The sequence below is a fragment of the Vannielia litorea genome, from assembly GCF_019801175.1.
Classification (GTDB): Bacteria; Pseudomonadota; Alphaproteobacteria; order Rhodobacterales; family Rhodobacteraceae; genus Vannielia; species Vannielia litorea_B.
On record NZ_JAHVJR010000002.1, the window covers coordinates 406,329 to 432,129 of the forward strand.

Sequence of the window (25,801 nt, forward strand, 5' to 3'; positions counted from 1 at the left end):
GGCCAACGTGAATATCTCACAAACACAGCCGGTTGCTCCACCATGCCCTACATTCTCCATCACAGCCCCGCCTCGCCCTTTGTCCGTATGGTCATGGTGGTGGCCCATGAGGTCGGGCTGGCCGATGAGATCGATTGCGTCGAGGCCGTGGGCACCCCGCTGGAGCCGGGCACCATGCCGGTGGCGCAGAACCCGCTCGGCAAGATCCCCACGCTGGAACGGCCAGATGGCCCGGCGATGTTCGACAGCCGGGTGATCTGCCGGTTTCTCGACACGCAGGGCAGCGGCACGCTCTATCCGGAGAGCCGGATCTGGGAGGTGCTGACGCTGGAGGCGCTGGCGCATGGCTTTACCGAGGCGATTCTGGCGATGACCTATGAGGGCCGGCTGCGGCCCGAGGCGATGCAGAGTGCCGAGATCGTGGAGGCGCAATGGGGCAAGGCGCAGAGGGCGGCGACCCATGCCAACGCGCGCTGGATGAGCCACCTGTCCGGCCCGCTCGACGTGGCCCAGATCGCGCTGGCCTGTGGCCTTGGCTATGCCGATTTCCGCCATCCGCACCGCGACTGGCGCGCGGGCAACGAGGCCTTGGCCGAGTGGTACGCCCGCTTCTGCGAGCGCCCCTCGATGCAGGCGACCCGGCCGCCCGAGGCGTAACCGGCGCTCAGCCTGCCGGGCGGGTGCAGGCACCCGCCGCTTTCATCAGAACTTGTAGCTCACACCGATGTTGATGGCGTTGGTGAGGATGTTCGATTCCCACTCGCCGCCACCTGCGAGGTCGCCCTTGTTGGACGAATAGGTGCCCTGATACTCGCCAAACACCGACCACGTGTCGTTGATCGCGTAGGAGGCGCCTGCCAGCCAGCGCGCGGCGGGGCCGGTGAACTGGTATTCAAAGGTCTTGGAGCCGCCGGTGGGGGTGATGTCCACGTGCGGCACGGCGATGCCGAGGCCTGCACCCACGTAGGGCGTGACCTTGCCCGAGGCCCACTGGCCGGGCCAGCGGTAGAGCACGTTGGCGGTGATGATGTTCAGCCCGTCGGTCAACTCGAGACGGTCAAAGCCGTTGTCGGCAAGGGTTTCGTCGGAGGCATAAACCTTGGTGTGGGTGAACTCGGCGCCGAACCCGAGGTTGGCGTTGCGCCACCACGTGGCGCGAATCCCGTAGTAGGGCGGCATCTCGAAGCTCCGGCCCTCCCACTCGGACAGGAAGGAGAAGTCGGCGGTGCCGTCATTGCCCTCGACCCGGCTGTGCGGCGCGGTCTGGTAACCGGTGTAGACGCTCAGCTCCATCTCGGCCTGTGCCGGAAGGGTGACGGCCAGCGTGCTGGCGAGGGATAGGGCGAGGGCCGCGGCGATGCGGGGCAGGGCGGAAATGCGCATGTGGGCTGTGCTCCGGGGGTCTTCAGGTGCGTTCTCCCTCACCTAGCACGCCGCTGGCGGATTTACAGCCAGCGGCGCCCGCGCCGCTGCAGAACCGGCCTGCCTGTGCCATTTTTCCGGCAGTTCCGCGATTTTTGCGTCACTTGGCCGCAACTGCGCGGGAATGTCCGCTGGACTGGCGCGGATGGGCCAGCTAATAACCGCGCGAAATGGCTGGGGTTCACGCCCTTGTCATGCCGCGTCATGGCCCGCCACGCGCCGGGCCGGTGAGAAGGAGAACAACCCGTGTCGGACACTCACGAGCCCGAAGGTACACGCCGGGATTTCATCTATTATGCAACCGCAGCGGCGGGCACCGTCGTTGCTGGCGGTGCAGCATGGGGTCTCATCAACCAGATGAACCCCTCTGCCGACGTGCGGGCGCTCAGCTCGATTCGCGTCGATGTTTCGGGTGTCGAGACCGGCACCCAGCTGACCGTGAAATGGCTCGGCAAGCCGGTGTTCATCCGCCGCCGCACCGCCGAAGAGATCGAAGAGGCGCGCGCTGTCGAGGTCAGCCAGCTGGTCGACCCCGAGGACCGCAACGCCAACAAGCCCGGCCTGCCCGCGACCGATGAGAACCGCTCGCTGGACGAGAACGGCGAGTGGCTGGTGATGATGGGGGTCTGCACCCACCTCGGCTGCGTGCCGCTCGGTGATGGTGCTGGCGAGTTCGGCGGTTGGTTCTGCCCCTGCCACGGCTCGCACTACGACACCTCGGGCCGTATCCGCAAAGGCCCGGCGCCCGAGAACCTTCCGGTGCCTGTCGCCGAGTTCGTCGACGAAACCACCATTCAGCTCGGCTAAGGGAGAAAACGCGCATGTCCGGTATCCCGCACGACCATTACGAGCCCAAGACGGGCATCGAGAAATGGCTTCACTCGCGCCTCCCCATCGTTGGGCTGGCCTATGACACCCTGATGATCCCCACCCCCAAGAACCTGAACTGGTGGTGGATCTGGGGCATCGTCCTGACCTTCTGCCTCGTGCTGATGATCGCCACCGGCGTTGTGCTGGTGATGCATTACACCCCGCACGTGGATTACGCCTTTGCCTCCATCGAGCACATCATGCGCGATGTGAACGGCGGCTACTTCATCCGCTACACCCACATGAACGGCGCTTCGCTGTTCTTCTTCGCGGTCTACATCCACATCTTCCGCGGCCTGTTCTACGGCTCCTACAAGGCGCCCCGCGAAGTGACCTGGATCGTGGGCATGCTGATCTACCTCGCGATGATGGGCACCGCCTTCATGGGCTACGTGCTGCCTTGGGGTCAGATGTCTTTCTGGGGTGCCACGGTGATCACCGGCCTGTTCGGCGCGATCCCCTTCATCGGCCCCGACATCCAGACCTGGCTGCTCGGCGGACCGGCCGTGGACAACGCCACGCTGAACCGCTTCTTCTCGCTGCACTACCTGCTGCCGATGGTCATCGCGGCGCTGGTGGCCGTGCACATCTGGGCCTTCCACACCACTGGCAATAACAACCCGACGGGTGTTTCCGTGCGGACCGCGACCAAGGAAGAGGCCGAGAAAGACACGCTGCCCTTCTGGCCCTACTTCGTGATCAAGGACCTGTTCGCGCTGGCGGTGATCCTCGCGGTGTTCTTCGCGGTGGTGGCCTTCATGCCCAACTACCTCGGCCACCCCGACAACTACATCGAAGCCAACCCGCTCTCGACGCCTGCGCACATCGTGCCTGAGTGGTACTTCCTGCCGTTCTACGCGATCCTGCGGGCCTTCACCTCCGACGTCTGGGTGGTGATGTTCGCCGAGTGGATCAGCTTCGGCATCATCGACGCCAAGTTCTTCGGTGTGCTGGCGATGTTCGGCGCGATCGCGGTGATGGCGCTGGCGCCCTGGCTCGACACCTCCTCGGTGCGCTCCGGTCGCTACCGCCCGATGTTCAAGTGGTGGTTCCTGCTGCTGGTCATCGACTTCGTGGTGCTGATGTGGCTTGGCGCCATGCCGGCGGAAGAGCCCTACTCGAGCTTCTCGCTCGTCGCCTCGGCCTACTGGTTTGCCTACTTCCTGGTGATCCTGCCGCTGCTCGGCGTCATCGAGAAACCGTTGCCGCGCCCGGCGACGATCGAAGACGACTTCAACGCCCACTACGGCAAGGCCAAATCGGCCACGCCCGCCGAATAAGAGGACGGAGAGAGAGACATGATCCGCAAACTCGCACTCACCGCCCTCCTCGCGCTGGCAACGCCGGCGACCTCCGCCCTCGCGGCGGGGGCCGAGGGCCACGTCGAAGACTTTGCCTTCTCCTTCGAGGGCCCCTTCGGCAAGTATGACCAGAACCAGCTGCAGCGCGGCCTGAAGATCTACACCGAGATCTGCTCGGCCTGTCACGGGCTGAAATACGTCTCCTTCCGGTCGATGGCCGAAGAGGGCGGGCTGGGCTACTCCGAAGATCAGGTGCGCGCCTACGCCTCGCAGGTCGCGATCCTCGATGAAGACGCCAACCGGGATTACTACGATGCCGAGACGGGCGAGTTCCGCACGCCCACCCCGGCAGACAACTTCCCGGCCGTGACCACCGCCAACGCGCCCGACCTCAGCCTGATGGCCAAGGCGCGCGCGGGCTTCCACGGGCCTTACGGCACCGGCATCAACCAGTTCTTCAAGGGCATGGGCGGCGCCGAATACATCGCCTCGCTCCTGACCGGTTACACCGGCGAGGAGAAGACTGAGTATGGCGCGACCCTCTACGAGAACACCGCCTTCCCCGGTGGCTGGATCTCGATGGCCCCGCCGCTCGCCGGTGAGGACGTGGACTTTGACGATGGTCACAGCAACGACCTGCACCACGAATCCGAGGATATCGCCGCCTTCCTGATGTGGGCTGCCGAACCGAAGATGATGCAGCGCAAGGAGACCGGCTTCCTGATCGTCGGCTTCCTGATCTTCCTCTCGGTGCTGCTCTACCTGACCAACAAGCGCCTCTGGGCGCCGCATAAGGCGAAGGCCAAGGCGCTCAACGCCAAGGACTGAGCCTTGACGGCAGACTGACAAAAAGGCGCGGACCGCAAGGTTCGCGCCTTCGTCGTTTGGGGGGTTGCTCATCCGCCCTTCGAGGCGTCTTCGCAGTGGCGAGGAATGGCCAGGGGCCGATGACGAGCTACCCTAGATAGGCCCGCAGCGCCTCGGGCGGATCATCGAGCAGCGGGCCGGTCTCGACCGGCGGGGCGGCCTGACCATTGGCGACCACCACGGTTTGCCCGGCGAAGGCGCGGGCATCGGCGGGGTCGTGGGTGACCATCAGGACCGTGGCCCCCGCGTCGCCCGCGATTTCCTCCACCAGCGCCAGCATCTCGCGTTTCAGCGCAGGCCCCAGCGCGGCGAAAGGCTCATCGAGCAGCAGCACCGGGCGGGCGCGGAGGAGCACGCGGGCGAGGGCCACGCGGCTGCGCTGGCCGCCGCTCAGCGCGCGTGGGAGCCGGTTGCCCATGCCCCCCAGCCCGACGCGGTCCAGCGCCGCCTCGACGTGCCGCAGCTCCTCGGCAGAGAGCCGCAGGTCGGGCCGCAGGCCGAGGCCGGTGTTGCGGGCCACGCTGAGGTGGCCGAAGAGGTTCTCTTCCTGAAACAGTACGCTGACGGGCCGCGCGCCGGGCGGCAGGGCGCTGATCTCGGCGCCGTCCCAGAGCACCCGGCCCGCCGCAGGCTCTACGAAGCCCGCGATGCCCATCAGCAGGGTCGATTTGCCCGCGCCGGAGGGGCCGATGACCGCCGCGCGGGCGCCGGGGGGCAAGGCCCAATCGGCGGTGAGGGTGAAACTGCCCTGCGTGAGCCGCAGCCCTTCAAGCGCCAGCATTTGCGCGCCCTCCCCGATCGAATCCCCAGAACAGCGCCAGCGAGAGGGCCAGAAGCAGCAACGCCGCGCCTGCCGCCTGATCGATCCGGTAGGAGGCCATCAGGCGGTAGAGTTGCAGCGGCAGGGTGGCGGTGTCGCCATCTGCAAAAAGCGCGATCACCCCGAGGTCGCCCATCGAGAGCGCGGCGGCGAGGCCGAGGGCAAAGCCGATGGGGCGGCGGAGGACAGGAAGGGTGACCAGCCGCATCCGCGCCCAGCCACTCATGCCGAGGCTGTCGGCCAGCCGCCCGGAGCCTGCGCGCATCTCGCGCGCGGCGGGCACCAGCGCGGCGAGGGCGAACGGCAGGGCCAGAACCGCGTTGACGAGGGCGGTCACCGCCAGCGCGATCTCATCGGGGCGGACCCAGCGGTAGCTGAGGATGAAGAGGCCGGTGCCAATCACCAGCGGCGAGGCGGCGATGGGCAGCACGCCGACAAGCTGCACCCAAAGCCCGCGCCGGGCGGCGAGCGCCATTGGCAGGGCGAGGGCGAGACAGAGCGCGGCGGAGGCGAGGGCCACGAGGATCGAGCGCAGCGCGGCCCACCAGACAGCGGCGGGCATCTCGGCGAGGCCTGCCACGCCACGCAGGCCCACGGCCAGCAGCGGTGCGAGCAGGAAGAGCGCGGCGAGCGCGATCACCGTGGCATCCTGCAGGCGCAACCAGCCGCCGCCATCCCAGCGGCGCACCACGCCGCCCAGCCCCCCGGCAAAGACGGCAGGCCGCGCGAGGCCCCAAGCCAGCGCGGCGGCGACGCCCGCGAGGGCGAATTGCACGAGGCCGAGTACCGAGGCGGCGCCAAGGTCATAGTCAAACCGGAAGGCCTGGTAGATCGCCAGTTCGACGGTGGTGGCGCCCGGCCCGCCGCCCAAGGCCAGCGCCACGGCAAAGCTGGTGAGGCAGAGGGCGAAGATCAGTAGCCATGCGCCGGGCAGCACGCTGCGGAGCATGGGCCACTCCAGCGCGCGCTGCACCGCGCCTGCCTCCATGCCCAGCGAGGCGGCGAGGCGGAAGCGTTCGGCAGGGATCGAGAGCCAGCCTTGCAGCACGAGGCGCACCGCCAAAGGCAGGTTGAAGAAGACATGGGCCAGAATCACCCCCTGCGCGCCGTAGGGGCTGACCTCGGGCAGGCCAAGCGCCCGGAGTGCCACGTTGACCACGCCGGAGCGCCCGAAGACGGCGACGAGGCCCAGTACGGCGACTATGGTGGGGAGGATGAAGGGGGCGCCCATGAGGGTGATCACCGCCCCCCGGCCGCGAAAGCGCCGCCGGGCGAGGGCGCGGGCCACCGGGACGGCAAGAATCACGCTGAGGCTGGCCGAAACCACGGCCTGCCAGAGGGTGAACCAGAGCGCATCGCGCGCCGCAGGCCCGACCCCGGCAAAGCCCTCGGCCCGCCATGCCACGGCGGCGAGCGTGCCCAGCGTGACCGCCAGCACGAGCGCCGCCGCGAGCGCGGCGAGGCTGCGGGTTACTGGCTGAGACCCTGCCGCCACGTTTCGATGGCCTCATCGCGCATGGCCTCTGCCGTCTCGGCATCGACGTAGAGCGCCTTGTCCGGCACCGGGAGGGTGCGGAAGGTTTCGGGCAGTTTCTCGGCGTCCAGCTTGGCCGGGAAGCTCCAGTTGCCCTCGGGGATGGCCGTCTGGAAACCGTCGCTCAGGATGAAATCCATGAAGCGCTGCGCAAGGTCGGGCTGGTCGGTGCCGACAAGCTGCGCGGCCAGTTCGACGTAGAGGTAGTTGCCCTCTTCGAAGATCGCCGCCTTCTTGCTCTCATCGCCCTCGGCCATGATGTGATAGGCGGGCGAGGTGGTGTAGCTCAGCACCATGTCGGCCTCGCCCTCGGTGAACATGCCATAGGCCTCGCTCCAGCCCTTGGTGACAGTGAGGATCTTGGGCGCCAGCCGCGCCCAGGCCTCGCCCGCCTTGTCGCCGTAAAGCTCCTCGACCCACATCACCAGCGCCAGCCCGGCGGCAGAGGCGCGTGGGTCTTGAATGACGATGCGGGTGTCATCGGGCATGGCCAGCAGCGCCTCGAAGCTGGTTGGCGGGGTCTCGGTGCGCTGGTCGTAGATGAAGGCGAGGTGGCTCCAGTCGAACGGCAGGAAGGTGTCATCCTCCCACGAAACGGGCATGGTCAGGGTCGAAACATCCTGCCCATGGGCGGCGAAGAGGCCGGAGGCGGCGGCGCGGGCCATTTCATCCTGGCTCAGGCCGATGGCGACATCGGCCTCGCTGCGGGCGCCCTCCAGCAGGATGCGCGGCAGCACGTCGCCGGTGACAAACTCAAGCTCGCAGCTGCACTCGGCCTCGAAGGCGGTTTTGATCGCGGGGCCGGGGCCCCACTCGCTGGCGAAGTAGTCAGGGGCATAGACCGTCAGGGTTTCCGCCGTCGCCATGCTGGCGACAAGGGCAAATCCCGCGGCGATGAGGGGGGTCTTCATGGGTATCCTCCATTGCATGCGGACGGAGCGGGCAATCGAGGGGACTCGAAACCTTCCCTCCGCCGGTTCTAGCCGGTTCAGGTTCGACGGGTTCGCGGGCGCTTGGCCGGCATCTCAGCCCCACTGCTGGGGCACCCCGAGGTGAGGCGCAGCATAGAGCGGTGCGGTGCAATGGCAAGGAGGTCACAGATGCTGCGCTGCGGCACGCCCGGGCCTTCCCTTTTGATGCGCGCGGCCTAGCATTTGTGACTGTTCAATGGAGACCGACATGATCCGCCCAATCGCCCTCGCACTGGCCTGTCTTCTGCCGCTGCCCGCCGCCGCGCAGCAGGCCACTGGCTTTGAGTCCTTCGGCGTTACGCTGGAGGGCGGCGGACATCCGGCGGGGGACTACCTTGGCCTCACCGGCGAAGCCCGCGCGATCTATGGGCTGGGCTGGGGCGAGCTGGCGGTAGACCTCTCGCTCTCCACCACCGAGGCCGGGTCTGAGAGCCTGACAGCCGCCGGGGTGCTGGTGCATGCCTCCGCGCGGCCCGCCAGCTGGGTGGCGCTTGGCCCCTATCTCTGGCTCGGCAGCCAGAGCGAGGGCGGCGGGGCCTATGCGCTGGGGGTCGAGGCCGCAGTGCAGACCGCCTCCGGCTGGGGCGGCGAGCTGTGGTTTGGCGAGACCCGGGGCGGCGTGCTGGGCGATGAGGGCTATGCCACCAACAAGGGCCTGCGGGTGGGGTACACCGGGCAGGGGCCGGTCTCGGCCTATGGTGCCTTCCTGAAAGACACCGCCAACCTCGCCTCGGGCGATCAGGATTTCTACCGCCTCGCCCTCGGGGTCGACACATGGCTGGAAATGCCCGGCTCGGGGCGCGAGATACAGCTCTCGGTCGCCGCCGGGCAGCATCATTTTGACCTGCTGGACAAGCGCGAAAACTGGGTGGCCGTTGGCATCACCATTCCGCTCGACGGGCGGCGTGCGGCGCGGCCGGAGTTCTCCTCGCGCCGCGGGGTGCTTCACAACCTTCCGTTGCCGTAAGGAAAATCACTCGCTTTTATAGGGTGTTATCCGAAGTTAACCCAGCGTAACCCATCTGCAACATTCCCGCCGCCGCGTGCGGATTGGCGCGAAATGCGAAACGGTTCGCGCCGGGTTGTGGTATGTTCTCTGACATAACGAAGGCGCTCCAAGCGCCTCGCAACGACCAGTGTGGTTACGATGCCCCCATGGTTACCGGGGGTTCGTTGCTGAACTGAATCGGCAGGAGCTCGGGCCCCCCAATATGCCACCGGGGGCCTCTGAAAGAGCTGGGCGGTGGCATTGTCATCATTGATTGTCCCGGGCTCCTGCCGGTTTGTTTCTCCTTGGCACCGCGCCGCGCCTTGGGTAACTCCTTGCTGCCAAAGGAGCCCTGCCCATGAGCCTCAACACATTCGGCCACCTCTTCCGCGTCACCACTTGGGGCGAGAGCCACGGGCCTGCCCTTGGCTGCACCGTCGATGGCTGCCCGCCGGGCGTGCCGGTGACAGCGGATCAGCTGCAGGTCTGGCTCGACAAGCGCAAGCCGGGGCAGAACAAATACACCACACAGCGGCGCGAGCCGGATCAGGTGGAGATCCTTTCGGGCGTGTTCGAGGGTGTGACCACCGGAACACCGGTGCAGCTGATGATCCGCAACACCGACCAGCGCTCGAAGGACTATGGCGACATTGCCGAGAAGTTCCGGCCGGGCCATGCCGATATCACCTATTGGCAGAAATACGGGATCAGGGACTATCGCGGCGGCGGCCGCTCCTCGGCGCGGGAAACCGCGGCGCGGGTGGCGGCGGGCGGGCTGGCCCGGAATGCGCTGGCCAAGCTGGCGCCGTCGCTTTCGATCAAGGGGTTCATGGTGAGCATGGGCAACCGTGCCGCCGACCCGGCCCGCTACGACATGGCCCAGATCGACCAGAACCCTTTTTGGACCCCTGACGCACAGGCTGCGGAAGAGTGGGCCGGATACCTCGACGAGTTGCGCAAGAGCGGCAACTCGGTGGGCGCGGTGATCGAGGTTGTGGCCTCGGGCGCCCCTGCGGGGCTTGGCGCGCCCGTCTATGGCAAGCTCGACACCGATCTTGCCGCCGCGATGATGAGCATCAACGCGGTGAAGGGCGTGGAGATCGGTGACGGTTTCGCCGCTGCGCGGCTCACCGGTGAGGCGAATGCCGACGAGATCAGCATGAGCCAGGGCGGGCCCGTCTATAGCTCCAACCACGCGGGCGGCATTCTCGGCGGTATCTCGACCGGGCAGGACATCGTGGTGCGTTTCGCGGTGAAGCCGACAAGTTCGATCCTCAAGCCGCGGCGGACGATAAACAAGGCGGGCGAGGAGACCGAGATCATCACCAAGGGCCGGCACGACCCCTGCGTGGGCATCCGCGCGGTGCCGGTGGGCGAGGCGATGATGGCCTGCGTGCTGCTCGATCACATCCTGCTGCATCGCGGGCAGGTGGGCGAAGGATTGCCCGGCAAGATCGGCTGACTGCCTCCTGTCGCCGATCCTGCCAGCGCTCCTGACACAACCCTGTCAGGTGGGCTCTGCTAGGGAGGCGGCAGACACAGGAGACAGTCATGATCAGATTCTACCATTCAGCACATTCCCGCAGCGGCACCGTTGCCATGGCAATCGAAGAAATGGGCCTTTCCGCAGAAATAGAGACGAAAATCGTCTCTGTTGCGCGGCAGGATGGCTCCGGCGGGCCGGACGCCGACAACCCCCACCCCGAAAAGAAAGTGCCCGCACTGGAGGTGGACGGAACGCTGGTGACGGAACGTGCCGCGATCCTCGCGCTGCTCTCCGAGCTCTTCCCCGATGCGCCCACAGCAGTGCCGCCCGGCCACCCCGAGAGAGGGCCGTTCCTGATGTGGCTGGCCTATTACGCGGGCGTGGTGGAGCCGCTGATCATGGGGATGGTCTGCGAGGTGGCGGACAACCCGATCTGGGTGACCACCTATCGCGATATGGGGGCCATGACCGCGCGAATGGAAGCGGCGCTGGAGGGGCAGGACTACCTGCTCGAAAGCGGCTTTTCGGCGGCCGACCTGATCATGGCCTCGCCCTACCAGTGGAACCGCGACTGGCTGCCCAAGGTGCCGGTGATCGAGGCATGGTTCGACCGGGTCAACGCCCGCCCGGCGGTGCAGGCCGTGGTGGCGCGGGAGCGCGCGTAGGTCAGCCCTCGGCCTTCTTGGCGACCTTGGCGAGCTGCACCAGCAGGATGCCCACGGCGATGATGGCGACGCCCGCAATATCGAGCGGGCCGATACGCTCATCGAGGAAGATCCAGGCGACCAGCACGCCGAAGAACGGGTTCAGAAAGTGGAACGTGGCGGCCTTCACCGCCCCGATCCGCCCCACCAGCAGGAACCAGATCCAGGTCGCCAGCAGGCCGGGGACGAAGACGGTGTAGAGGAAGGCCAGCAGGAGCGAGGTGCTGGGGGTGTATTCCCACGTCTCGAAGAGGGCGGAGGGCAGGATCAGGCAGGCCCCGCCGATGAGCATCTGGTAGCCGACGACGACCATGAGGTTGCCGCCGCCGCCGGAGGCGCCGCGCAGGGCCAGCGTGGCCACCGCCAGCGCAAGGGCCGCCACCACGCAAAGCGCCACGCCGGGCAGGCTCACGCCCGCCTCAAGCCGCGCGCCCATGATCAGCAGCACCCCGCCGAAGCCAAGCACGAGGCCCAGCACGCCGACGCGCGGCAGCCGATCGCCCAGTGCGACCCAGCCGATCAGGCCCACAAGCAGCGGCATGGAGGAGGCGATGATCGCCGCCAGCCCGGCCTCGACCCATTGCATGGCGATGAAGTTCAGGCCAAGATAGAGCGCATTCTGGCAGACGCCGAAGATGATCGTCGCGCGCCATTGGCCGCGCGTGAGGTTGAAGCTCTGCCCCAGCGCCCGCGCGATCAGCAGCGCGATGCAGCCCGCCAGAAAGAACCGGATCGAGCTGACTGCCAGCGGCGGGGCGGCGGTGACGATGATCCGCGCCGAGGTAAAGGCCGACGACCAGATGAAGGCAAAAGTCAGCCCCATGAAGATTGCGCGGATATCCATATTCAGCCCCTTGTCGTCGCCCAACCGCCCTACGCCTCCCGCGCGGGAGGGTCCAGCCGATTTGCATGACGAGAGCAAGCATGTTGGCGGATGCCGCGCTGCCGAGAAAGTGGGTCACCAAAGTAAAAGGCCGCCCGGATGGGGCGGCCTCGAAAGCCTTGGCAGCTTTTAGCGGTCGGCTTAGCCGTTCACGCTGTCTTTCAGAGCCTTGGCGATGGTCATCTTCACCACCTTGTCGGCCTCTTTCTTGATCTGCTCGCCGGTGGCGGGGTTGCGCACCATGCGCTCGGGGCGCTCGCGGCAGTAGATCTTGCCCACACCGGGGAGGGTCACGGCGCCGCCGCCGGAAACTTCCTTGGTGATGATCGCAGTGATCGCTTCGAGCGCGGCACCGGCGGACTTCTTGTCGCTGTCCAGCTCTTCGGCGATGGCGGCGACCAGTTGAGTCTTGGTCATCGGTTTGGTTGCCATGTACTTGTCTCCTCGTAAGTGACCCAAGTCTGGGTCTTATGTTTGGCAAATCTACGCCATCTTGCGGCGTCCCACAACGTTTAGTGGCCCTTCGCCCAGTAAATCAAGGCGTTTTCTGCGATTTTCGGGATCAGAGGAAGGCAGTTTCGTCAAAACTGCGCAATTTCCGGCTGTGCAGCCGCTCCAGCGGCATTGTCCGCAGGTGTTCCATCGCTCGTATCCCGATCAGAAGATGGTTTGCAACCTGTGATTTATAGAACTCCGAGGCCATCCCGGGCAGTTTCAGCTCGCCATGCAGCGGCTTGTCGCTCACGCAGAGCAGCGTGCCGTAGGGCACCCGGAAGCGGAAGCCGTTGGCGGCGATGGTCGCGCTCTCCATGTCGAGGGCCACGGCGCGGGACTGGCTGAGGCGTTGGACCGGGCCGGACTGGTCGCGCAGCTCCCAGTTGCGGTTGTCGATGGTGGCGACGGTGCCTGTGCGCATGATGCGCTTCAGCTCGAAGCCCTCGAGCTGGGTCACGTCGGCCACGCCCTTCTCGAGCGCGATCTGGATCTCGGCCAGCGGCGGGATCGGCACCCAGACCGGCAGGTCATCATCCAGCACGTGATCTTCGCGCAGGTAGGCGTGGGCGAGCACGAAGTCGCCAAGGCTCTGGCTGTTCCGCAGGCCCGCGCAATGGCCCACCATCAGCCAGGCGTGGGGCCGGAGCACGGCGATATGGTCGGTGGCCGTCTTGGCGTTGGAGGGGCCGACGCCGATGTTGACGAGGGTGATTCCCGCGCCGTTCTCGGCCTTGAGGTGATAGGTCGGCATCTGCGGCATCTTTGCCGGTGTCAGGATCTCGGCCTCGGGATCGGTGATCTCGACGTTGCCGGTGCTGACGAAGCTGGTGTAGCCGCTCTTGGGATCGGCCAGCACGTGCCGGGCGTAGGCCTCGAACTCTTCGACGTAGAACTGGTAGTTGGTGAAGAGCACGTGGTTCTGGAAGTGGTCCGCCGCGGTTGCGGTGTAATGGCTGAGCCGGGCGAGCGAATAATCGATCCGCTGGGCGCTGAAGGGGGCAAGCGGGTGGCTGCCATCTTCATGGACATAGCCGAAATCATCCACGATCGCGTCATTGGTGGTGGAGAGGTCCGGCACATCAAACACGTCGCGCAGCGGGTAGCTGAGCGCGCCGTCCTGCGGGACCGAGACCTTGGCATCGTTCGCCACGGCAAAATGCACCGGGATCGGCGTGGCGGAGGGGCCGATCAGCACCGGCTGGTTGTGGTTGTGGATCAGCAGGCCGATCTGCTGCTTGAGGTAGGACCGGAACAGATCGGGCCGCGTGACAGTGGTGCTGTAGGTGCCCGGCCCGGCGACATGGCCGAAGGCAAGGCGGCTGTCGGTCTTGGCGTGGCTCGTGGTGGTGAGGCGGATCTCGGGGTAGTAGGCGCGGTAGCGTACAGTCGGCGCATCGCCGGTGACCGCCTCGCTGAAGTGCTTGGCCAGAAAGCGGGTGCTGTCGTGATACAGCTCTTCCAGCCGCTCTACGGCCTTGGCCGGATCGTCAAACAGCTCGGCGCGCTGGCCCTCTGGCGTGACGACCGGGGTGATTTGCTCGTTCGCGTTCATCCTGCCCCCTCCTCGAACAGCTCGGTCAGCTCGAACTTGGTGACATCGACAAGCCCGAGATCCGAAATCCTGAGTTCGGGTATCACGACCAGCGCGAGGAGAGAATGCTGCATGTAGGCATTGTTGAGCGTGCAGCCGCAGGCCTCCATCGCGCTCACCATCTGCGCGGCCTTCTCGGCGACCTCGCTGGCGGGGCTGTCGCTCATCAGCCCGGCGATGGGCAGCTCGACCAGCGCCAGCTCGGCGCCGTCCTTCCAGACCGTCACGCCGCCGCCCACCTCGCCCAGCCGGTTGGCGGCCTTCGCCATCATCTCGCGGTCGGTGCCGACGACGATCATGTGGTGGCTGTCATGGGCGACGGTGGAAGCCATCGCCATGCGCCCCTCGTAGCCGAAGCCTTTGACGAAACCGTTGGTCACGCCCCCGGTGCCGCGATGCCGCTCGACCAGCGCGATCTGGCAGGTGCCCTCCGCGCCCTCGGCCACGCCGTCGACCACCGGCAGCTCCTCAACCAAGGCCTTGGTCGGTGCCTGGTTCTCGACCACCCCGATGACCCGGGCGCGGACGGAGTTGGCCCCCTCCGGAGCCTCGATGATGAAATCGGGCGCCGTGAGGGTCTTGCCCAGATGCACCGTGTTGCGGGCCTTCTCGGGCCAGTCCAGATGCGGAAAATCGACACTGACCTTGCCGGATTCAGCCACCAGCACGCCTTTTGCCCAGACCTTCTCAATCGGCAGGGCCTTGAGATCGGAGGTCAGGATCACATCCGCCCGCCGGCCCGGTGCGATGGAGCCCAACTCCCGTTCAAGTCCAAAGTGGGTGGCGGTGTTCACCGTGGCCATCTGGAGCGCGATCAGCGGGTCGCAGCCGCAGTCGATGGCATGGCGGACCACCCGGTTCATATGGCCGTCATGCACCAGCGTGCCGGAGTGGCAATCATCGGTGCAGAGGATGAAGTTGCGCGGGTCGAGGCCCTTTTCGGTCACCGCGGTGATCTGGCTCTCCACGTCATACCAGGCGCTCCCCAGCCGCATCATAGAGCGCATCCCCTGCCGCACGCGCATCACCGCATCGGCTTCGCCGGTCCCCTCATGGTCATCCGCCGGGCCACCGGCGACATAGGCATGGAACGCCGGGCCAAGATCGGGCGAGGCATAGTGGCCGCCCACCGTCTTGCCGGCCCGCTGGGTGGCGGCGATCTCGGCCAGCATCTTCGGGTCGCCCGCGCTGACACCGGGAAAGTTCATCATCTCGCCCAGCCCAATGATGCCGGGCCAATCCATCGCCTCGGCCACATCCTCGGGGCTGATCTCGAAGCCGGTCGTCTCCAGCCCCGGCGCGGAGGGGGCGCAGCTTGGCATCTGGGTGAAGATCGAAACCGGCTGCAACAGAGCCTCATCGTGCATCAGCCGCACGCCTTCCAGCCCCAGCACATTGGCGATCTCGTGCGGGTCGGTGAACATGACGGTCGTGCCGTGGGGGGTGACCGCGCGGGCGAACTCAGCCGGGGTCAGCATGCCGCTCTCGATGTGCATATGCCCGTCGCAGAGGCCGGGGATCAGGTAGCGCCCTTCGGCCTCCACCACCTCGGTCGCATCGCCGATGCAATGGGAGGCATCCGGCCCGACATAGGCAAACCGCCCCGCCTTCACCGCCACCTGCCAGCCGTCCAGCACCTCGCGGCTCTGCACGTTCACCAGCTTGCCGCCACGGATCACCAGATCCGCCGCTTCGCGCCCTGCGGCCACGGCCACCAGCTCGGGTGCCGCCTCCGCCCATGTTTTGAAATCAGCCGTCATGGCGCAATTGTCCATGCGCCGCCCGGCTGCGCAACCCCCGGCGGAACCGCCGTGGCGGCAGATGCGTTTTCTGGCCATGAACGCCGCGCCCGCCTCCCTCGTGTACTATCCCGACAGCCGCCCCGGCATCGCCCGGCGCCGCTGCGGTCGCGGCTTTACCTACACCGCGCCAGACGGCACCACGATCGACGACCGCACGGAGCGCGCGCGGCTCAAGGCGCTGGCAGTGCCGCCCGCCTATGAGGATGTTTGGATTTCGCCAAAGCTGAACGGCCACTTGCAGGCCACGGGGGTCGACGCGCGGGCGCGCAAGCAATATCGCTACCACCCGGATTGGACGGCCTTTCGTGCCGCCACCAAATACTCCGAGCTGCCTGCCTTCGGGGAGGCCCTGCCCGCGATCCGCCGCCGCGTGGCCCGCGACCTGAACCTCGATGCAGGCGAGGAGGCCTTCGCCCTCGCCGCCGTCATCGCGATGATCGACAGGCTCTCGCTGCGGGTTGGAAACAGTGACTATGCCAGCGAAAACGGCACCTACGGCGCCACCACGCTCCGCTCCCGCCACCTGCGGCTGAAGGACGGTGACCTGCACCTTGGCTACACCTCAAAGGGCGGCAAGAAGGTGCGGCGGAAGATTGGCAACAAGCGGATGCAGCAGACCCTGCAGGAGCTTGATGATCTGCCCGGCGCCGAGCTGGTGACATGGGTGGATGAAGAGGGCGAGGCGCGCACCGTCAGCTCCTCCAGGGTGAACGCCTGGCTGGCTGATCTGACCGGCACACCGGGCATCACCGCCAAGACCTTTCGCACGTGGTCCGGCTCGGTGGCGGCGCTCGAGGCGGCGAGTTCGGCTGAAACAGTCACGATCAAGGCCATGTCGGAGGCCGCGGCACAGCGGCTCGGCAATACCGCCACAATCGCCCGCAACAGTTACATCCACCCCGCCGTGATCGACCTCGCTGAAGACCCATCCGCCCTGCCTGAGACAGCGCCCGACCGCCCCGGCCTGCGCCTGCCCGAGCGGCGGCTCCTGAAGTTGATCGCGCGCTGGCAGCCCTAGGCGAAGGCCCGCTCTGCGCCGCAGCAGGGCCTTGACCCGCCAGCCCACCTGATTATTCAGGATCTCATGCAAAAAGGCCTCTTTTCCAGCCTGCCAAGCATCAGCAATTGGCCCGATCGCACCGACCTCTCGGCGGCAAGCGGCTGGGCGTTGCGCAATGGGCTGGGCGAGCCGGGGGACTTTCTGGCGCTGCTCAAGGCCGATGGCGACACGGTGCTCGTGGCGGGCGGCGCGGGCGCCGGGCCGGATGCGATTGGCTCCGAGGCGCCGCACGGGATGGGCGCCGCCTTGGCCGCCGCGCTGGGGCAGGTGGACGCCCGCTGCCTGATCTTCGCCCGCCCGCAGAACGCCCTCGCGCTGGCCGCGCTTTCCGAAAGCCTGCTGCCGCCGATCTGCCCGGACTCCGCGCTCTTTCATCACCGCCACGTGGTCGACCCCGATTTCGGGGGCCGCCCGGCGGAAGAGGAAGGCCCGCGCCTTGCCGCGCTGCTCGCCGCGCCCGACACCCGCGCCGCGGTGATCGGCAACCAGGGCGTGCTGACCCTCGGCAGCCGGGTGTCTCACGCGCTGTCGAACCTTCACCGCTTCGAGCGGGCCGCCGGCACCTACCTGCGGGCGCTGGCAACCGGCCACGCGCTGCGGATTCTGCCTGACGAGCTGGCCGCCGCTGGGCCTGAGCCGGATGCCGAGGCCTTCTTTGCCGCCGTCAAAGCGGTGACCGGTGACTGACGCGCCGGGCAAAACCCTTCTGTCGCTCGGTCACGGCTATTCGGCCCGCGCCCTCGCCGCACGGATCGCCCCTGAGGGGTGGACAGTGATCGGCACCACGCGCAGCGCTGAGAAGCTGGAGGCCGGTCACGCCGAGATGCACCTCTGGCCGGGCACCGACCTCGCCCCGCTCGCCGCCCGCGCCTCGCACGTTCTGCTGAACGCAGGGCCAACCGAGGAGGGCGACCCGTTTTTGCCGGAGATCGGCTCTATCCTTGCTGAAACGAGGCCTGACTGGATCGGCTACCTCTCCACCACCGGGGTCTATGGCGACCACTCTGGTGAGTGGGTGGATGAGGAGACACCGCTGACCCCCTCGACCCGCCGAGGCGAGATGCGGCTTCAAGCCGAATCCGCCTGGCAAAGCCTCGCCGCCACCCATGGCCTGCCGCTGCATATCTTTCGGCTCGCGGGCATCTATGGCCCCGGGCGCGGTCCGTTCACCAAGGTGCGCGCCGGCACCGCGCGGCGGATCATCAAGCCCGGGCAGGTGTTTTCGCGCATCCATGTCGAGGACATTGCCCAAGTGCTCGCGGCCTCGATGGCGCGGCCCGACCCTGGCGCGATCTACAACCTCTGCGATGACGACCCGGCCCCACCGCAGGATGTGATCGCTCATGCCGCCGAACTGCTCGGCCTGCCGGTGCCCGAGGCGATTCCCTTCGAAGAGGCGGAACTTACCCCCATGGCCCGCAGTTTCTATGCAGAGAGCAAGCGGGTGAGGAATGACCGGATCAAGCGAGACCTTGGAGTGGAACTCCTCTTCCCGACCTACCGGGAAGGGCTCGGCGCGCTCCTCCGCGACGCATGAGATTCGCTCGCTGAGCGACGTGCTGGAGGCGCTTGACCGGCTCTCCGAGCCCGAAACAGTCTCGATCAAGGACCTGCTGGAAGAGATCGGGATGCGCGCCTTCGCGCCGCTGGTGCTGATCCCGGCGCTGATTCTCGTCACGCCGCTTTCGGGCATCCCCGGACTGCCGACCATCGGGGCCACTCTGATCGCTCTGGTGATCGTGCAGAAGCTGATAGGTCGCACCCACCTTTGGCTGCCCGGTTGGCTGACCCGTCGCAATGTGGCCGGGGAGCGGCTGGCGGGGGCGGTGGACTGGATGCGCAAGCCCTGCCGCTGGATCGACGATCACTCGCGTAAGCGGCTCAGCCCCTTGGTTTCACGCCCGGCCAACCTGATCACCGCGCTTGTGATCACGCTAATCTGCGTCGTGATCCCCTTCCTCGAACTTCTGCCGATGGTCACATCGCTCTTTGCGGTTGCCATCAGCCTTCTGGCCATTGGCCTGCTGGTGCGCGACGGGCTCTATACCCTGCTCGGCTACCTCTGGATTGGCGTGGCCGGTGGGGCGATTTACTGGCTGTTGAGCTGAAACAGGCTCTGTTCAGGCCCGTTTCGAGCCGATCTTCGCCACGTCGAGCACGCTGAGCACCTTGGCCTCGATGTCCTCTGCGTTGAGCGCCGCAACCGACCACATGTCGCGCGGGCTGGCCTGATCGATGAAGATATCGGGCAGGACCATCGAGCGGAATTTCAGCCCGTGGTCGAACACACCTTCCTCTGCGTAGAGCTGGGCGACATGGCTGCCGAATCCGCCCACCGCGCCTTCCTCGATCGTGATCACGGCCTCATGCTCGGCGGCGAGTCGCAGGCAAAGCTCTTGGTCCAGCGGTTTGGCGAAGCGGGCATCGGCGATTGTCGGGGTGATACCCTTTGCAGCCAGAGCCTCGGCGGCGGTGATCACCTCGGAGAGCCGCGCGCCGAAGGACAGCAGCGCCACGCGCTTGCCCTCCTGAATGATCCGGCCCTTGCCGATTTCGAGCGGCACGCCGCGCTCCGGCATGTCGACCCCCGTGCCTTCGCCGCGCGGATAGCGGAAGGCGATGGGCCCCTCGTCATGCGCGGCGGCGGTGGCGACCATGTGGCGCAGTTCGGCCTCGTCGGCGGCGGCCATGACCACCATGCCGGGCAGGTTGGCCATAAAGGCCACGTCGAACGCGCCCGCGTGGGTGGCGCCATCGGCCCCGACCAGCCCCGCGCGGTCGATTGCGAAGCGGACAGGAAGGCGCTGGATCGCCACGTCATGCACGACCTGGTCGTAACCGCGTTGCAGGAATGTGGAGTAAATCGCGCAGAAGGGTTTGAGCCCGCCAGCGGCCTGACCGGCGGCGAAGGTCACCGCATGTTGCTCGGCAATGCCCACGTCGAACACGCGGGTCGGAAAGCGCTTGCCGACAAGGTCCAGCCCAGTGCCATCGGGCATGGCGGCGGTGACGGCGGTGATCAGCGGGTCGTCCTCCGCCTCTTGGATCAGGCTCTGGGCGAAGACCTTGGTGTAGCTTGGCGCGTTGCTCGGCGCCTTCTTCTGCTCGCCTGTGATCACATCGAACCGGGCGACGCCGTGGCCCTTGTCTGCCGCCGTTTCGGCGGGGGCGTAGCCCTTGCCCTTCTTTGTGATCACATGGATCAACACCGGCCCGTCCGCCCGTGCCTTGACCGTGCGGAGGACCGGCAGAAGCTGCTCCATGTCGTGCCCGTCGATCGGGCCAACGTAGGAAAAGCCAAGCTCCTCGAACATTGTGCCGCCCACGGTGACGCTCTTCAGCAGTTCCTTCGCCCGCCGCGCGCCCTCCTGAAACGGGCTGGGCAGCAGCGAGACCGCGCCCTTGGCGGCGGCCTTGAACTCCTGAAACGGCGCGCCGGCATAAAGGCGGCTGAGGTAGGCGCTCATCGCGCCGGTGGGCGGTGCGATGCTCATCTCGTTGTCGTTCAGCACCACGAAGAGCCGTTTGCCGAGGTGGCCCGCATTGTTCATCGCCTCATAGGCCATGCCCGCGCTCATCGCGCCGTCACCGATGACGGCAATCGCGTCGCCCAGCGGCGGGTCGGCGGGCGCGCCGAGATCATGCGCCACGGCAAAGCCGAGGGCGGCGCTGATTGAGGTGGAGCTATGGGCGGCGCCGAAGGGGTCGTAGAGGCTTTCGGTCCGCTTGGTGAAGCCGCTCAGCCCGTCTTTCTGGCGCAGGGTGCGGATGCGGTCGCGGCGGCCGGTGAGGATCTTGTGGGGGTAGCACTGGTGGCTCACGTCCCAGATCAGCCGGTCGCGGGGCGTGTCGAACACCGCATGGAGCGCCACCGTCAGCTCCACCACGCCGAGGCCCGCGCCAAGGTGTCCGCCGGTCTGGCTGACGGCGTCGATGGTTTCGGCCCGCAGCTCCCCGGCGACCTGTTTCAGCTCGGCGTCGCTCATCTGGCGCAGGGCGGCGGGCTCGTTCACACGGTCGAGCGTGGGCGTGGCTGGGCTTTGGCTCATCGGGGCCTCCTAACTGCGGCGGGCAATAACGAAACGCGCAAGCTCCCGCAACGTTTCGGCCTCCTGCCCGTAGGGCTCCAGCGCCGCGATGGCTTCCTCGACCAGATCGGCGGCACGCTTGCGCGCGGGCTCCAGCCCGAGGAGCGACACGAAGGTCGCCTTGCCCCGGGCCGCATCCTTGCCGACCGCCTTGCCGACGGCCTCGGCGCTGCCCTCTACATCCAATATGTCATCAAAGATCTGAAAAGCCCGTCCAACCGCATCGCCATAGTGTCGCAGCCCGGCGGAATCCTGCCCTGCCATGCGCGGCCCGGCCAGCGCAGACCAAGTGATCAGCGCCCCGGTCTTGCCCGCTTGCAGCGCTTCGATCTGGGGCAGGGTCAGGGGCGTTTCGGCGGTTTCGGCGGCGATGTCGGCGGCCTGGCCGCCGACCATGCCGCGCACGCCGGCGGCCACGGAAAGGCTCTGTACCAGCGCAATACGGGCCCCGGTAGGCAGGTCGGCCTCCGCGATGAGTTGAAAGGCGAGCGATTGCAGCGCGTCCCCCGCTAGCACGGCGGTGGCCTCATCCCACTTGCGATGCACGGTGGGCTGGCCGCGGCGCAGATCGTCGTCATCCATGCAGGGCAGGTCATCGTGGATGAGAGAGTAGGCGTGAAGCGCCTCGATTGCTCCGGCCACCGGCCCGGCCTTGGCGGCCATGCCGTGCAGCCGCGCCGATTCGACCACCAGAAGCGCCCGCAGCCCCTTGCCGCCCGCGCAGGCATAACCCATCGCCTCGGCCACCGTGCCGCCCTTGGGCAGCGCGGCAGAAATCGCGGCGCTGGCGAGTTGCTGCGCCTCGGAAAGTCTCTGTTTCACGGCAAAACGGCCTTAGTCGACATCCAGCGGGGCGGTGCCCGCCGCATTGCCATCGGCGTCGGTGGTGATCTTGGCGACCTTTTCCTCGGCGGCCTTCAGCAGCGCATCGCATTTGGCCCGCAGCTCCGAGCCGCGCTGGTAGAGGGCAATCGAATCCTCCAGCGGCACCTCGCCGCCCTCCAGACGGCTCACCACCGCCTCCAGCTCACGGATTGCCTCCTCGAAGCTCATCTCTGCCACCGGCTTGTCGTTCATCTTGCGCCCCGTTTCATCAGCACTTTCACATGCGCCGCCGTGCTCGCGGCCAGCGCCTCCAGATCATATCCGCCCTCGAGGGTCGAGACCACCCGGCCACCGGCGTGCGCATCGGCCACATCGCAGAGCCGCTCGGTCGCCCATGCGAAATCTTCCTCCACAAGGTTCAGCTGGGCCAGTGGGTCGGCGCGGTGGGCGTCGAACCCGGCGGAGATCAGCAGCAGCTCGGGCGCGAAGTCATCCAGCGCGGGCAGAACCTCGGCGTCCATCACCCGGCGAAAGCCCTGGCTCCCGGTCTCGGGCGGGAGCGGCACGTTCATCACGTTGTTGTCGGCGCCGGACTCGTGCTGAGCGCCGGTGCCGGGGTAGAGCGGCGACTGGTGGGTGGAGATGAACAGGCAGCGGGTCTCGTCCCACAGCAAGTCCTGCGTGCCGTTGCCGTGGTGAACGTCGAAATCCATCACGGCGACGCGGCTCAGTCCGTGAACATCGAGTGCGTTTTTCGCTGCAATAGAGACGTTTCCGAAGAGGCAGAAGCCCATCGGCGTGGTCTTTTCGGCGTGGTGCCCCGGCGGCCGTGCGGCGACGAAGGCGTTCTGGGCCGCACCGCTCATCACCCGCTCCACGGCGGCCACGCAGCCGCCCGCGCCGCGCAGGGCGGCGTTGAGTGAGCCGGCCATCACGTGGGTGTCGGCGTCGATCGAGGCCCAGCCATCACCCGCGGCCTCCACCGCGCGCTCCACCGCGGCCACATGGGCCTCGGGGTGGACGCGCAGCAGCTCGGCGCGGTCGGCGAGCGGGCAATCGTGCCAGTCCAGCGCGGCAAATTCGGGGGTTTCGAGCACTTCGAGAATCGCCTCCAGCCTCGCCACCCGCTCGGGGTGGCCGGGGGGCGTGAGGTGCCGGAGGCAATCGTCATGGGTAAAGAGGGCGGTCGTCATGGCGCTACCCTGCCGCGCCGGGCGCGCGCCCGCAAGCTACTCGGGGACGCGGAAGGTGAGCGAGGCCCAGAGCGAGCGCCAGACAGGCCCGGCCTGGGCATCGTCGTTCGGCTCGGCCCGCACGACCACGCTATCGACGAGGTACTCATGCCCCGGCGTGACCGGGAACACCGCGCGCCCGGTGGCATCGGTGCGGATCTGGCTGACCTCGACGGTGCCGTCGGGGGCCTTGTCGAGAATCTCCACCTGCGCATCGGCCCGGGCGGCGCCATCGTAGATGACATCGACCACCATGCCGCCGGAGAGGTCGTCGACATAGGGGTTTTTCACCGCGACGATCTCGATCTCGAGCCCCATCGCGCGGTCAGCCCCTTCGGCATTGCCCACGGCGATGAGGCTCTTGGCGTAGCGGCGGTAGGCCTCCTTGAAGCGTTCTTCCGGCAGGCCGCGCTCGTGATGAACCGTCTCTAACTCGGCCCAATCCTTGTGTTCGATGAACCGGCGGAACTGGGCCACGTCTTTGTAGGTGAGGCTCAGCTCGCCGGTCTGGTGGACCACCACGTGCAGCCCCTCGGCGGGGGCCGGGATGTTGAGTGCGGGGCGGTCGCCCACGCGGGGTGTCACCTCCACCACGCCCTGGGGCGTGACCACCTCGAAGCGCTCGGAGCGGCCGGGCACAAAGACGTATCCGGCGCCCTTGAACTCTTGCCCTACCCGGAACTCCGCCGATAGCGTGCCGCCAACCGGGACCGCATAGGCATCGGGCGAAATCCAGAACTCATGGGCCGCAGCAGGCAGCGCGGCGCTGAGGCACATGGCGAGTGAGGCGAGACGCATGAACATCCTACGGACACTGGCACTTGCCCTTCTGCTGTCAACCCACGCCTCCGCGAGCGCCGCCCACGAGTTGAACCCCTCGGTGGCGGATGTGACGGTTTCGGCCGAAACAGTGAAACTGGAACTCTCGCTGAACACGGAGGCCATGCTCGCGGGGATCGACCAATCCACCGGCGAGAACACCGATGATGCGCCCGAAGCGGCGGAGTATGACGCGCTGCGCGCCCTGCCCGCTGAAGAGCTGGCCCAGCGGTTCTACGAGGCCTGGCCCACCCTGCGAGCGGATTTTGACTTGCGTGCTGGCGACGCGCCGGTAACGCTGGAGCTGACCGATATCACTATTGCCGACGTGCCCGATGAAAGCCTGCCGCGCGATGGGCGCGCCGTGATCACGGGCGCGCTGCCGCCCGGTGACGCGCCGGTGACGGTGGGCTGGACCTCGGGCTTTGGCCCGCTGATCCTGCGGCAGGTCGGCGGCGGGGAAGATGCCTATTCGGACTTTCTCAACCCCGGCACAGTGAGCCAGCCGCTGCCCCGGAGCGGCGAAATCGTGACCGAGGGGTGGGCCGCCCTCTTCACCCGATACATCGTGGTGGGCTTCGAGCACATCATCCCCAAGGGGCTGGATCACATCCTCTTCGTGCTCGGGCTGTTCTTCTTTTCGCTCAAGATGCGCCCGCTGGTCTGGCAAATCTCGGCCTTCACGCTGGCCCATACTGTCACGCTCGCGCTGGCGAGCCTGAAGATCGTGGTGATCCCTGCGGCAGTGGTGGAGCCGCTGATTGCCGCCTCGATCGTTTATGTCGCGGTTGAAAACATCTTTGGCGGGCGGCTCGGCTGGTGGCGGGTGGCGGTGGTAACGACCTTCGGCCTGCTGCACGGGCTGGGCTTTGCCTATGTGCTGGGCGATGTGGGGCTGGAGCCAGCGCGCTTTTTGACCGGGCTGATCGGCTTCAACATCGGGGTCGAGATCGGGCAGCTGACGGTGATTGCCGTGGCCTTCCTGACGGTGGGCTACTGGTTTGGCCGCAAGCCGTGGTATCGCCGGTTCATCGCCATCCCGGCCTCGCTGGCGATTGCCGCCGTGGCCGCCTTCTGGGTGGTCGAACGCACGCTGCTCTGAGCGTTACTTCATCGTCGCGTTGATCTTGCCGCGCGCGGCCCGGTCCTTGCCGAGCTGCTGCTCGCGCCAGACGATGAAGGCACCCGCGCAGATCACCAGCGCCGCACCGGCCAGCATTTGCAGGGTCGGCACCTCGTTGAACACGAAGAAGCCGATCACCAGCGCCCAGATCATCGAGCTGTAGGTATAAGGCGCGAGCAGCGAGGCATCGGCGAAGCGGTAGGAGGAGGTGACGAGGATCTGCCCCGCGCCGCCGGTCAGCCCCGCGCCGATGAGCAGGGCCCATTCCAGCGGTGTCGGCCAGACCCAGCCCCACGGGATCGTCAGCAGCGAGAGGGTGGTGGCGGTGGCCGAGAAGTAGAAGACGATGGCGGCGGTGCTCTCTTTCGAGGCCATCGCCTTGACGAAGATCTGCGCCAGCGAGGCCAGCAGGGCGGAAGAGAGGATCATCACCGTGCCGATGAACTCGCGCTCCCCGCCATCGAGCGAGAGGCGGGGCCACATGATGATGAGCACCCCCACCAGCCCTACGGCGACGGCGGTGATCCGCAGCAGGCGCACCCGCTCGCGCAGGAGGATGGCGGCGAAGATCACGATGAGGATCGGGGTGATGAAGCGCAGTGCCGTGACCTCGGGCAGCGGCAGGTAGCGCAGCCCCAGAAAGCCCAGCCCCATTGCGCCAGAGCCGACAATCGCACGGATCGCGTGGCTCCTGACGCTTTGCACCTTGAGCCCCTCGGGCATGTCGCCGCGCAGCCAGAGCCATGCGACGATCACCGGCAGGCCGCAGCCCGCGCGGAAAAACACCGTCTGGCCGACCGGCACGCCTTCGGCCGCTTTCACCAGGGCGCCCATGATGGAAAAGAGAAAGATCGCGCCCAGCGTGAGCGAGATTCCGACGAGGGGTTTCATACTGCAAATCTGTTCGGGTCTGCCGCCCT

Annotated in this window: 26 protein-coding genes and 1 riboswitch; of the genes, 12 read left to right on the top strand and 14 right to left on the bottom strand. The window is 67.0% G+C overall.

Annotation, left to right across the window (positions count from 1 at the left end; all coding sequences use genetic code 11):
- The first annotated feature begins 42 nt into the window (after nucleotides 1–42).
- On the top strand, nucleotides 43–657 hold the full coding sequence (locus KUV38_RS17415; RefSeq protein WP_222471461.1) for a glutathione S-transferase: 615 nt from the start codon (nucleotides 43–45) through the stop codon (nucleotides 655–657).
- A gap of 45 nt (nucleotides 658–702) precedes the next feature.
- Here KUV38_RS17415 and KUV38_RS17420 read toward each other — a convergent pair whose 3' ends face one another.
- Nucleotides 703–1,383, bottom strand: a complete 681-nt coding sequence (locus tag KUV38_RS17420) for an outer membrane protein (RefSeq protein ID WP_222471462.1) — start codon at nucleotides 1,381–1,383, stop codon at nucleotides 703–705.
- Nucleotides 1,384–1,668: 285 nt separating this feature from the next.
- Between KUV38_RS17420 and petA the strand changes: the two genes are divergently transcribed.
- Genes petA through KUV38_RS17435 form a run of 3 tightly spaced genes read left to right on the top strand, consistent with a single transcriptional unit; the run spans nucleotide 1,669 to nucleotide 4,421 of the window.
- Entirely contained in the window at nucleotides 1,669–2,229 is a 561-nt protein-coding gene (petA, locus tag KUV38_RS17425; RefSeq protein ID WP_222471463.1) for a ubiquinol-cytochrome c reductase iron-sulfur subunit, read from the top strand.
- A gap of 14 nt (nucleotides 2,230–2,243) precedes the next feature.
- On the top strand, nucleotides 2,244–3,572 hold the full coding sequence (gene petB, locus KUV38_RS17430) for a cytochrome b (RefSeq protein WP_222471464.1): 1,329 nt from the start codon (nucleotides 2,244–2,246) through the stop codon (nucleotides 3,570–3,572).
- Between the two features lie 18 nt (nucleotides 3,573–3,590).
- Nucleotides 3,591–4,421, top strand: coding sequence for a cytochrome c1 (locus tag KUV38_RS17435; protein WP_222471465.1), 831 nt, complete (start codon nucleotides 3,591–3,593; stop codon nucleotides 4,419–4,421).
- A gap of 127 nt (nucleotides 4,422–4,548) precedes the next feature.
- Here the strand turns inward: KUV38_RS17435 and KUV38_RS17440 are convergent, their stop codons facing one another.
- From KUV38_RS17440 to KUV38_RS17450, 3 genes are read right to left on the bottom strand one after another with little or no spacing between them, the layout of a single operon-like run.
- The gene (locus KUV38_RS17440) at nucleotides 4,549–5,241 is read right to left on the bottom strand and encodes an ATP-binding cassette domain-containing protein (protein WP_222471466.1); all 693 of its coding nucleotides are present in this window, start codon (nucleotides 5,239–5,241) and stop codon (nucleotides 4,549–4,551) included.
- Nucleotides 5,228–6,775, bottom strand: coding sequence for a thiamine/thiamine pyrophosphate ABC transporter permease ThiP (locus tag KUV38_RS17445; RefSeq protein WP_222471467.1), 1,548 nt, complete (start codon nucleotides 6,773–6,775; stop codon nucleotides 5,228–5,230). Before KUV38_RS17445 ends, KUV38_RS17440 begins: the two co-directional genes overlap by 14 nt.
- A complete protein-coding gene (locus tag KUV38_RS17450; protein WP_222471468.1) occupies nucleotides 6,751–7,725 on the bottom strand; it encodes a thiamine ABC transporter substrate binding subunit in 975 nt (324 codons plus the stop codon). Before KUV38_RS17450 ends, KUV38_RS17445 begins: the two co-directional genes overlap by 25 nt.
- 37 nt (nucleotides 7,726–7,762) lie before the next feature.
- A riboswitch (TPP riboswitch) is annotated at nucleotides 7,763–7,874 on the bottom strand.
- Between the two features lie 119 nt (nucleotides 7,875–7,993).
- Here KUV38_RS17450 and KUV38_RS17455 point away from each other — a divergent pair.
- From KUV38_RS17455 to KUV38_RS17465, 3 genes are all read left to right on the top strand, one after another.
- The gene (locus KUV38_RS17455) at nucleotides 7,994–8,752 is read left to right on the top strand and encodes a hypothetical protein (protein WP_222471469.1); all 759 of its coding nucleotides are present in this window, start codon (nucleotides 7,994–7,996) and stop codon (nucleotides 8,750–8,752) included.
- A 379-nt stretch (nucleotides 8,753–9,131) separates the two neighbouring features.
- Complete coding sequence (aroC, locus tag KUV38_RS17460; protein WP_222471470.1) at nucleotides 9,132–10,235, top strand: chorismate synthase; 1,104 nt, start codon at nucleotides 9,132–9,134, stop codon at nucleotides 10,233–10,235.
- A gap of 89 nt (nucleotides 10,236–10,324) precedes the next feature.
- A complete protein-coding gene (locus KUV38_RS17465) occupies nucleotides 10,325–10,924 on the top strand; it encodes a glutathione S-transferase family protein (RefSeq protein ID WP_222471471.1) in 600 nt (199 codons plus the stop codon).
- Between the two features lies 1 nt (nucleotide 10,925).
- Here KUV38_RS17465 and KUV38_RS17470 read toward each other — a convergent pair whose 3' ends face one another.
- The 4 genes from KUV38_RS17470 to KUV38_RS17485 form a co-directional block, all read right to left on the bottom strand.
- The gene (locus tag KUV38_RS17470; RefSeq protein ID WP_222471472.1) at nucleotides 10,926–11,807 is read right to left on the bottom strand and encodes a DMT family transporter; all 882 of its coding nucleotides are present in this window, start codon (nucleotides 11,805–11,807) and stop codon (nucleotides 10,926–10,928) included.
- Between the two features lie 180 nt (nucleotides 11,808–11,987).
- Nucleotides 11,988–12,278, bottom strand: a complete 291-nt coding sequence (locus KUV38_RS17475; protein ID WP_222471473.1) for an HU family DNA-binding protein — start codon at nucleotides 12,276–12,278, stop codon at nucleotides 11,988–11,990.
- A gap of 130 nt (nucleotides 12,279–12,408) precedes the next feature.
- A complete protein-coding gene (locus KUV38_RS17480) occupies nucleotides 12,409–13,893 on the bottom strand; it encodes an AMP nucleosidase (protein WP_222471474.1) in 1,485 nt (494 codons plus the stop codon).
- Nucleotides 13,890–15,692 carry an adenine deaminase gene (locus KUV38_RS17485; RefSeq protein ID WP_222471475.1) on the bottom strand — a complete coding sequence of 601 codons (1,803 nt, stop codon included), beginning with the start codon at nucleotides 15,690–15,692 and terminating at the stop codon, nucleotides 13,890–13,892. The genes KUV38_RS17480 and KUV38_RS17485 overlap by 4 nt, the downstream gene beginning before the upstream one ends.
- A gap of 61 nt (nucleotides 15,693–15,753) precedes the next feature.
- Here KUV38_RS17485 and KUV38_RS17490 point away from each other — a divergent pair, with 61 nt between their 5' ends.
- The 4 genes from KUV38_RS17490 to KUV38_RS17505 all read left to right on the top strand — a co-directional run bounded on the left by KUV38_RS17490 (nucleotide 15,754) and on the right by KUV38_RS17505 (nucleotide 18,902).
- Nucleotides 15,754–16,752, top strand: a complete 999-nt coding sequence (locus KUV38_RS17490) for a DNA topoisomerase IB (protein WP_261385417.1) — start codon at nucleotides 15,754–15,756, stop codon at nucleotides 16,750–16,752.
- Nucleotides 16,753–16,818: 66 nt separating this feature from the next.
- The gene (locus tag KUV38_RS17495) at nucleotides 16,819–17,481 is read left to right on the top strand and encodes a class II aldolase/adducin family protein (protein WP_222471476.1); all 663 of its coding nucleotides are present in this window, start codon (nucleotides 16,819–16,821) and stop codon (nucleotides 17,479–17,481) included.
- On the top strand, nucleotides 17,474–18,331 hold the full coding sequence (locus KUV38_RS17500; protein ID WP_222471477.1) for an SDR family oxidoreductase: 858 nt from the start codon (nucleotides 17,474–17,476) through the stop codon (nucleotides 18,329–18,331). Before KUV38_RS17495 ends, KUV38_RS17500 begins: the two co-directional genes overlap by 8 nt.
- A 19-nt stretch (nucleotides 18,332–18,350) precedes the next feature.
- Nucleotides 18,351–18,902, top strand: coding sequence for an exopolysaccharide biosynthesis protein (locus KUV38_RS17505; RefSeq protein WP_315898658.1), 552 nt, complete (start codon nucleotides 18,351–18,353; stop codon nucleotides 18,900–18,902).
- Between the two features lie 12 nt (nucleotides 18,903–18,914).
- Here KUV38_RS17505 and dxs read toward each other — a convergent pair whose 3' ends face one another.
- The 5 genes from dxs to KUV38_RS17530 are packed head-to-tail and all read right to left on the bottom strand — an operon-like array spanning nucleotide 18,915 to nucleotide 23,743.
- Complete coding sequence (dxs, locus tag KUV38_RS17510; protein WP_222471479.1) at nucleotides 18,915–20,843, bottom strand: 1-deoxy-D-xylulose-5-phosphate synthase; 1,929 nt, start codon at nucleotides 20,841–20,843, stop codon at nucleotides 18,915–18,917.
- A gap of 9 nt (nucleotides 20,844–20,852) precedes the next feature.
- Nucleotides 20,853–21,704 carry a polyprenyl synthetase family protein gene (locus KUV38_RS17515; protein WP_410001047.1) on the bottom strand — a complete coding sequence of 284 codons (852 nt, stop codon included), beginning with the start codon at nucleotides 21,702–21,704 and terminating at the stop codon, nucleotides 20,853–20,855.
- A 12-nt stretch (nucleotides 21,705–21,716) separates the two neighbouring features.
- Entirely contained in the window at nucleotides 21,717–21,959 is a 243-nt protein-coding gene (locus KUV38_RS17520) for an exodeoxyribonuclease VII small subunit (protein WP_222471480.1), read from the bottom strand.
- Nucleotides 21,956–22,900: a histone deacetylase family protein gene (locus KUV38_RS17525; RefSeq protein ID WP_222471481.1), complete on the bottom strand. Its 945-nt coding sequence runs from the start codon at nucleotides 22,898–22,900 to the stop codon at nucleotides 21,956–21,958. The genes KUV38_RS17520 and KUV38_RS17525 overlap by 4 nt, the downstream gene beginning before the upstream one ends.
- A 36-nt stretch (nucleotides 22,901–22,936) precedes the next feature.
- Complete coding sequence (locus KUV38_RS17530) at nucleotides 22,937–23,743, bottom strand: DUF4198 domain-containing protein (RefSeq protein ID WP_261385418.1); 807 nt, start codon at nucleotides 23,741–23,743, stop codon at nucleotides 22,937–22,939.
- Between KUV38_RS17530 and KUV38_RS17535 the strand changes: the two genes are divergently transcribed.
- Nucleotides 23,736–24,860, top strand: a complete 1,125-nt coding sequence (locus KUV38_RS17535; RefSeq protein ID WP_261385419.1) for a HupE/UreJ family protein — start codon at nucleotides 23,736–23,738, stop codon at nucleotides 24,858–24,860. The two genes, KUV38_RS17530 and KUV38_RS17535, sit on opposite strands and share 8 nt — an antisense overlap.
- A 3-nt stretch (nucleotides 24,861–24,863) precedes the next feature.
- Here KUV38_RS17535 and KUV38_RS17540 read toward each other — a convergent pair whose 3' ends face one another.
- Nucleotides 24,864–25,772 carry a DMT family transporter gene (locus tag KUV38_RS17540; RefSeq protein WP_222471483.1) on the bottom strand — a complete coding sequence of 303 codons (909 nt, stop codon included), beginning with the start codon at nucleotides 25,770–25,772 and terminating at the stop codon, nucleotides 24,864–24,866.
- Nucleotides 25,773–25,801: the final 29 nt, after the last annotated feature.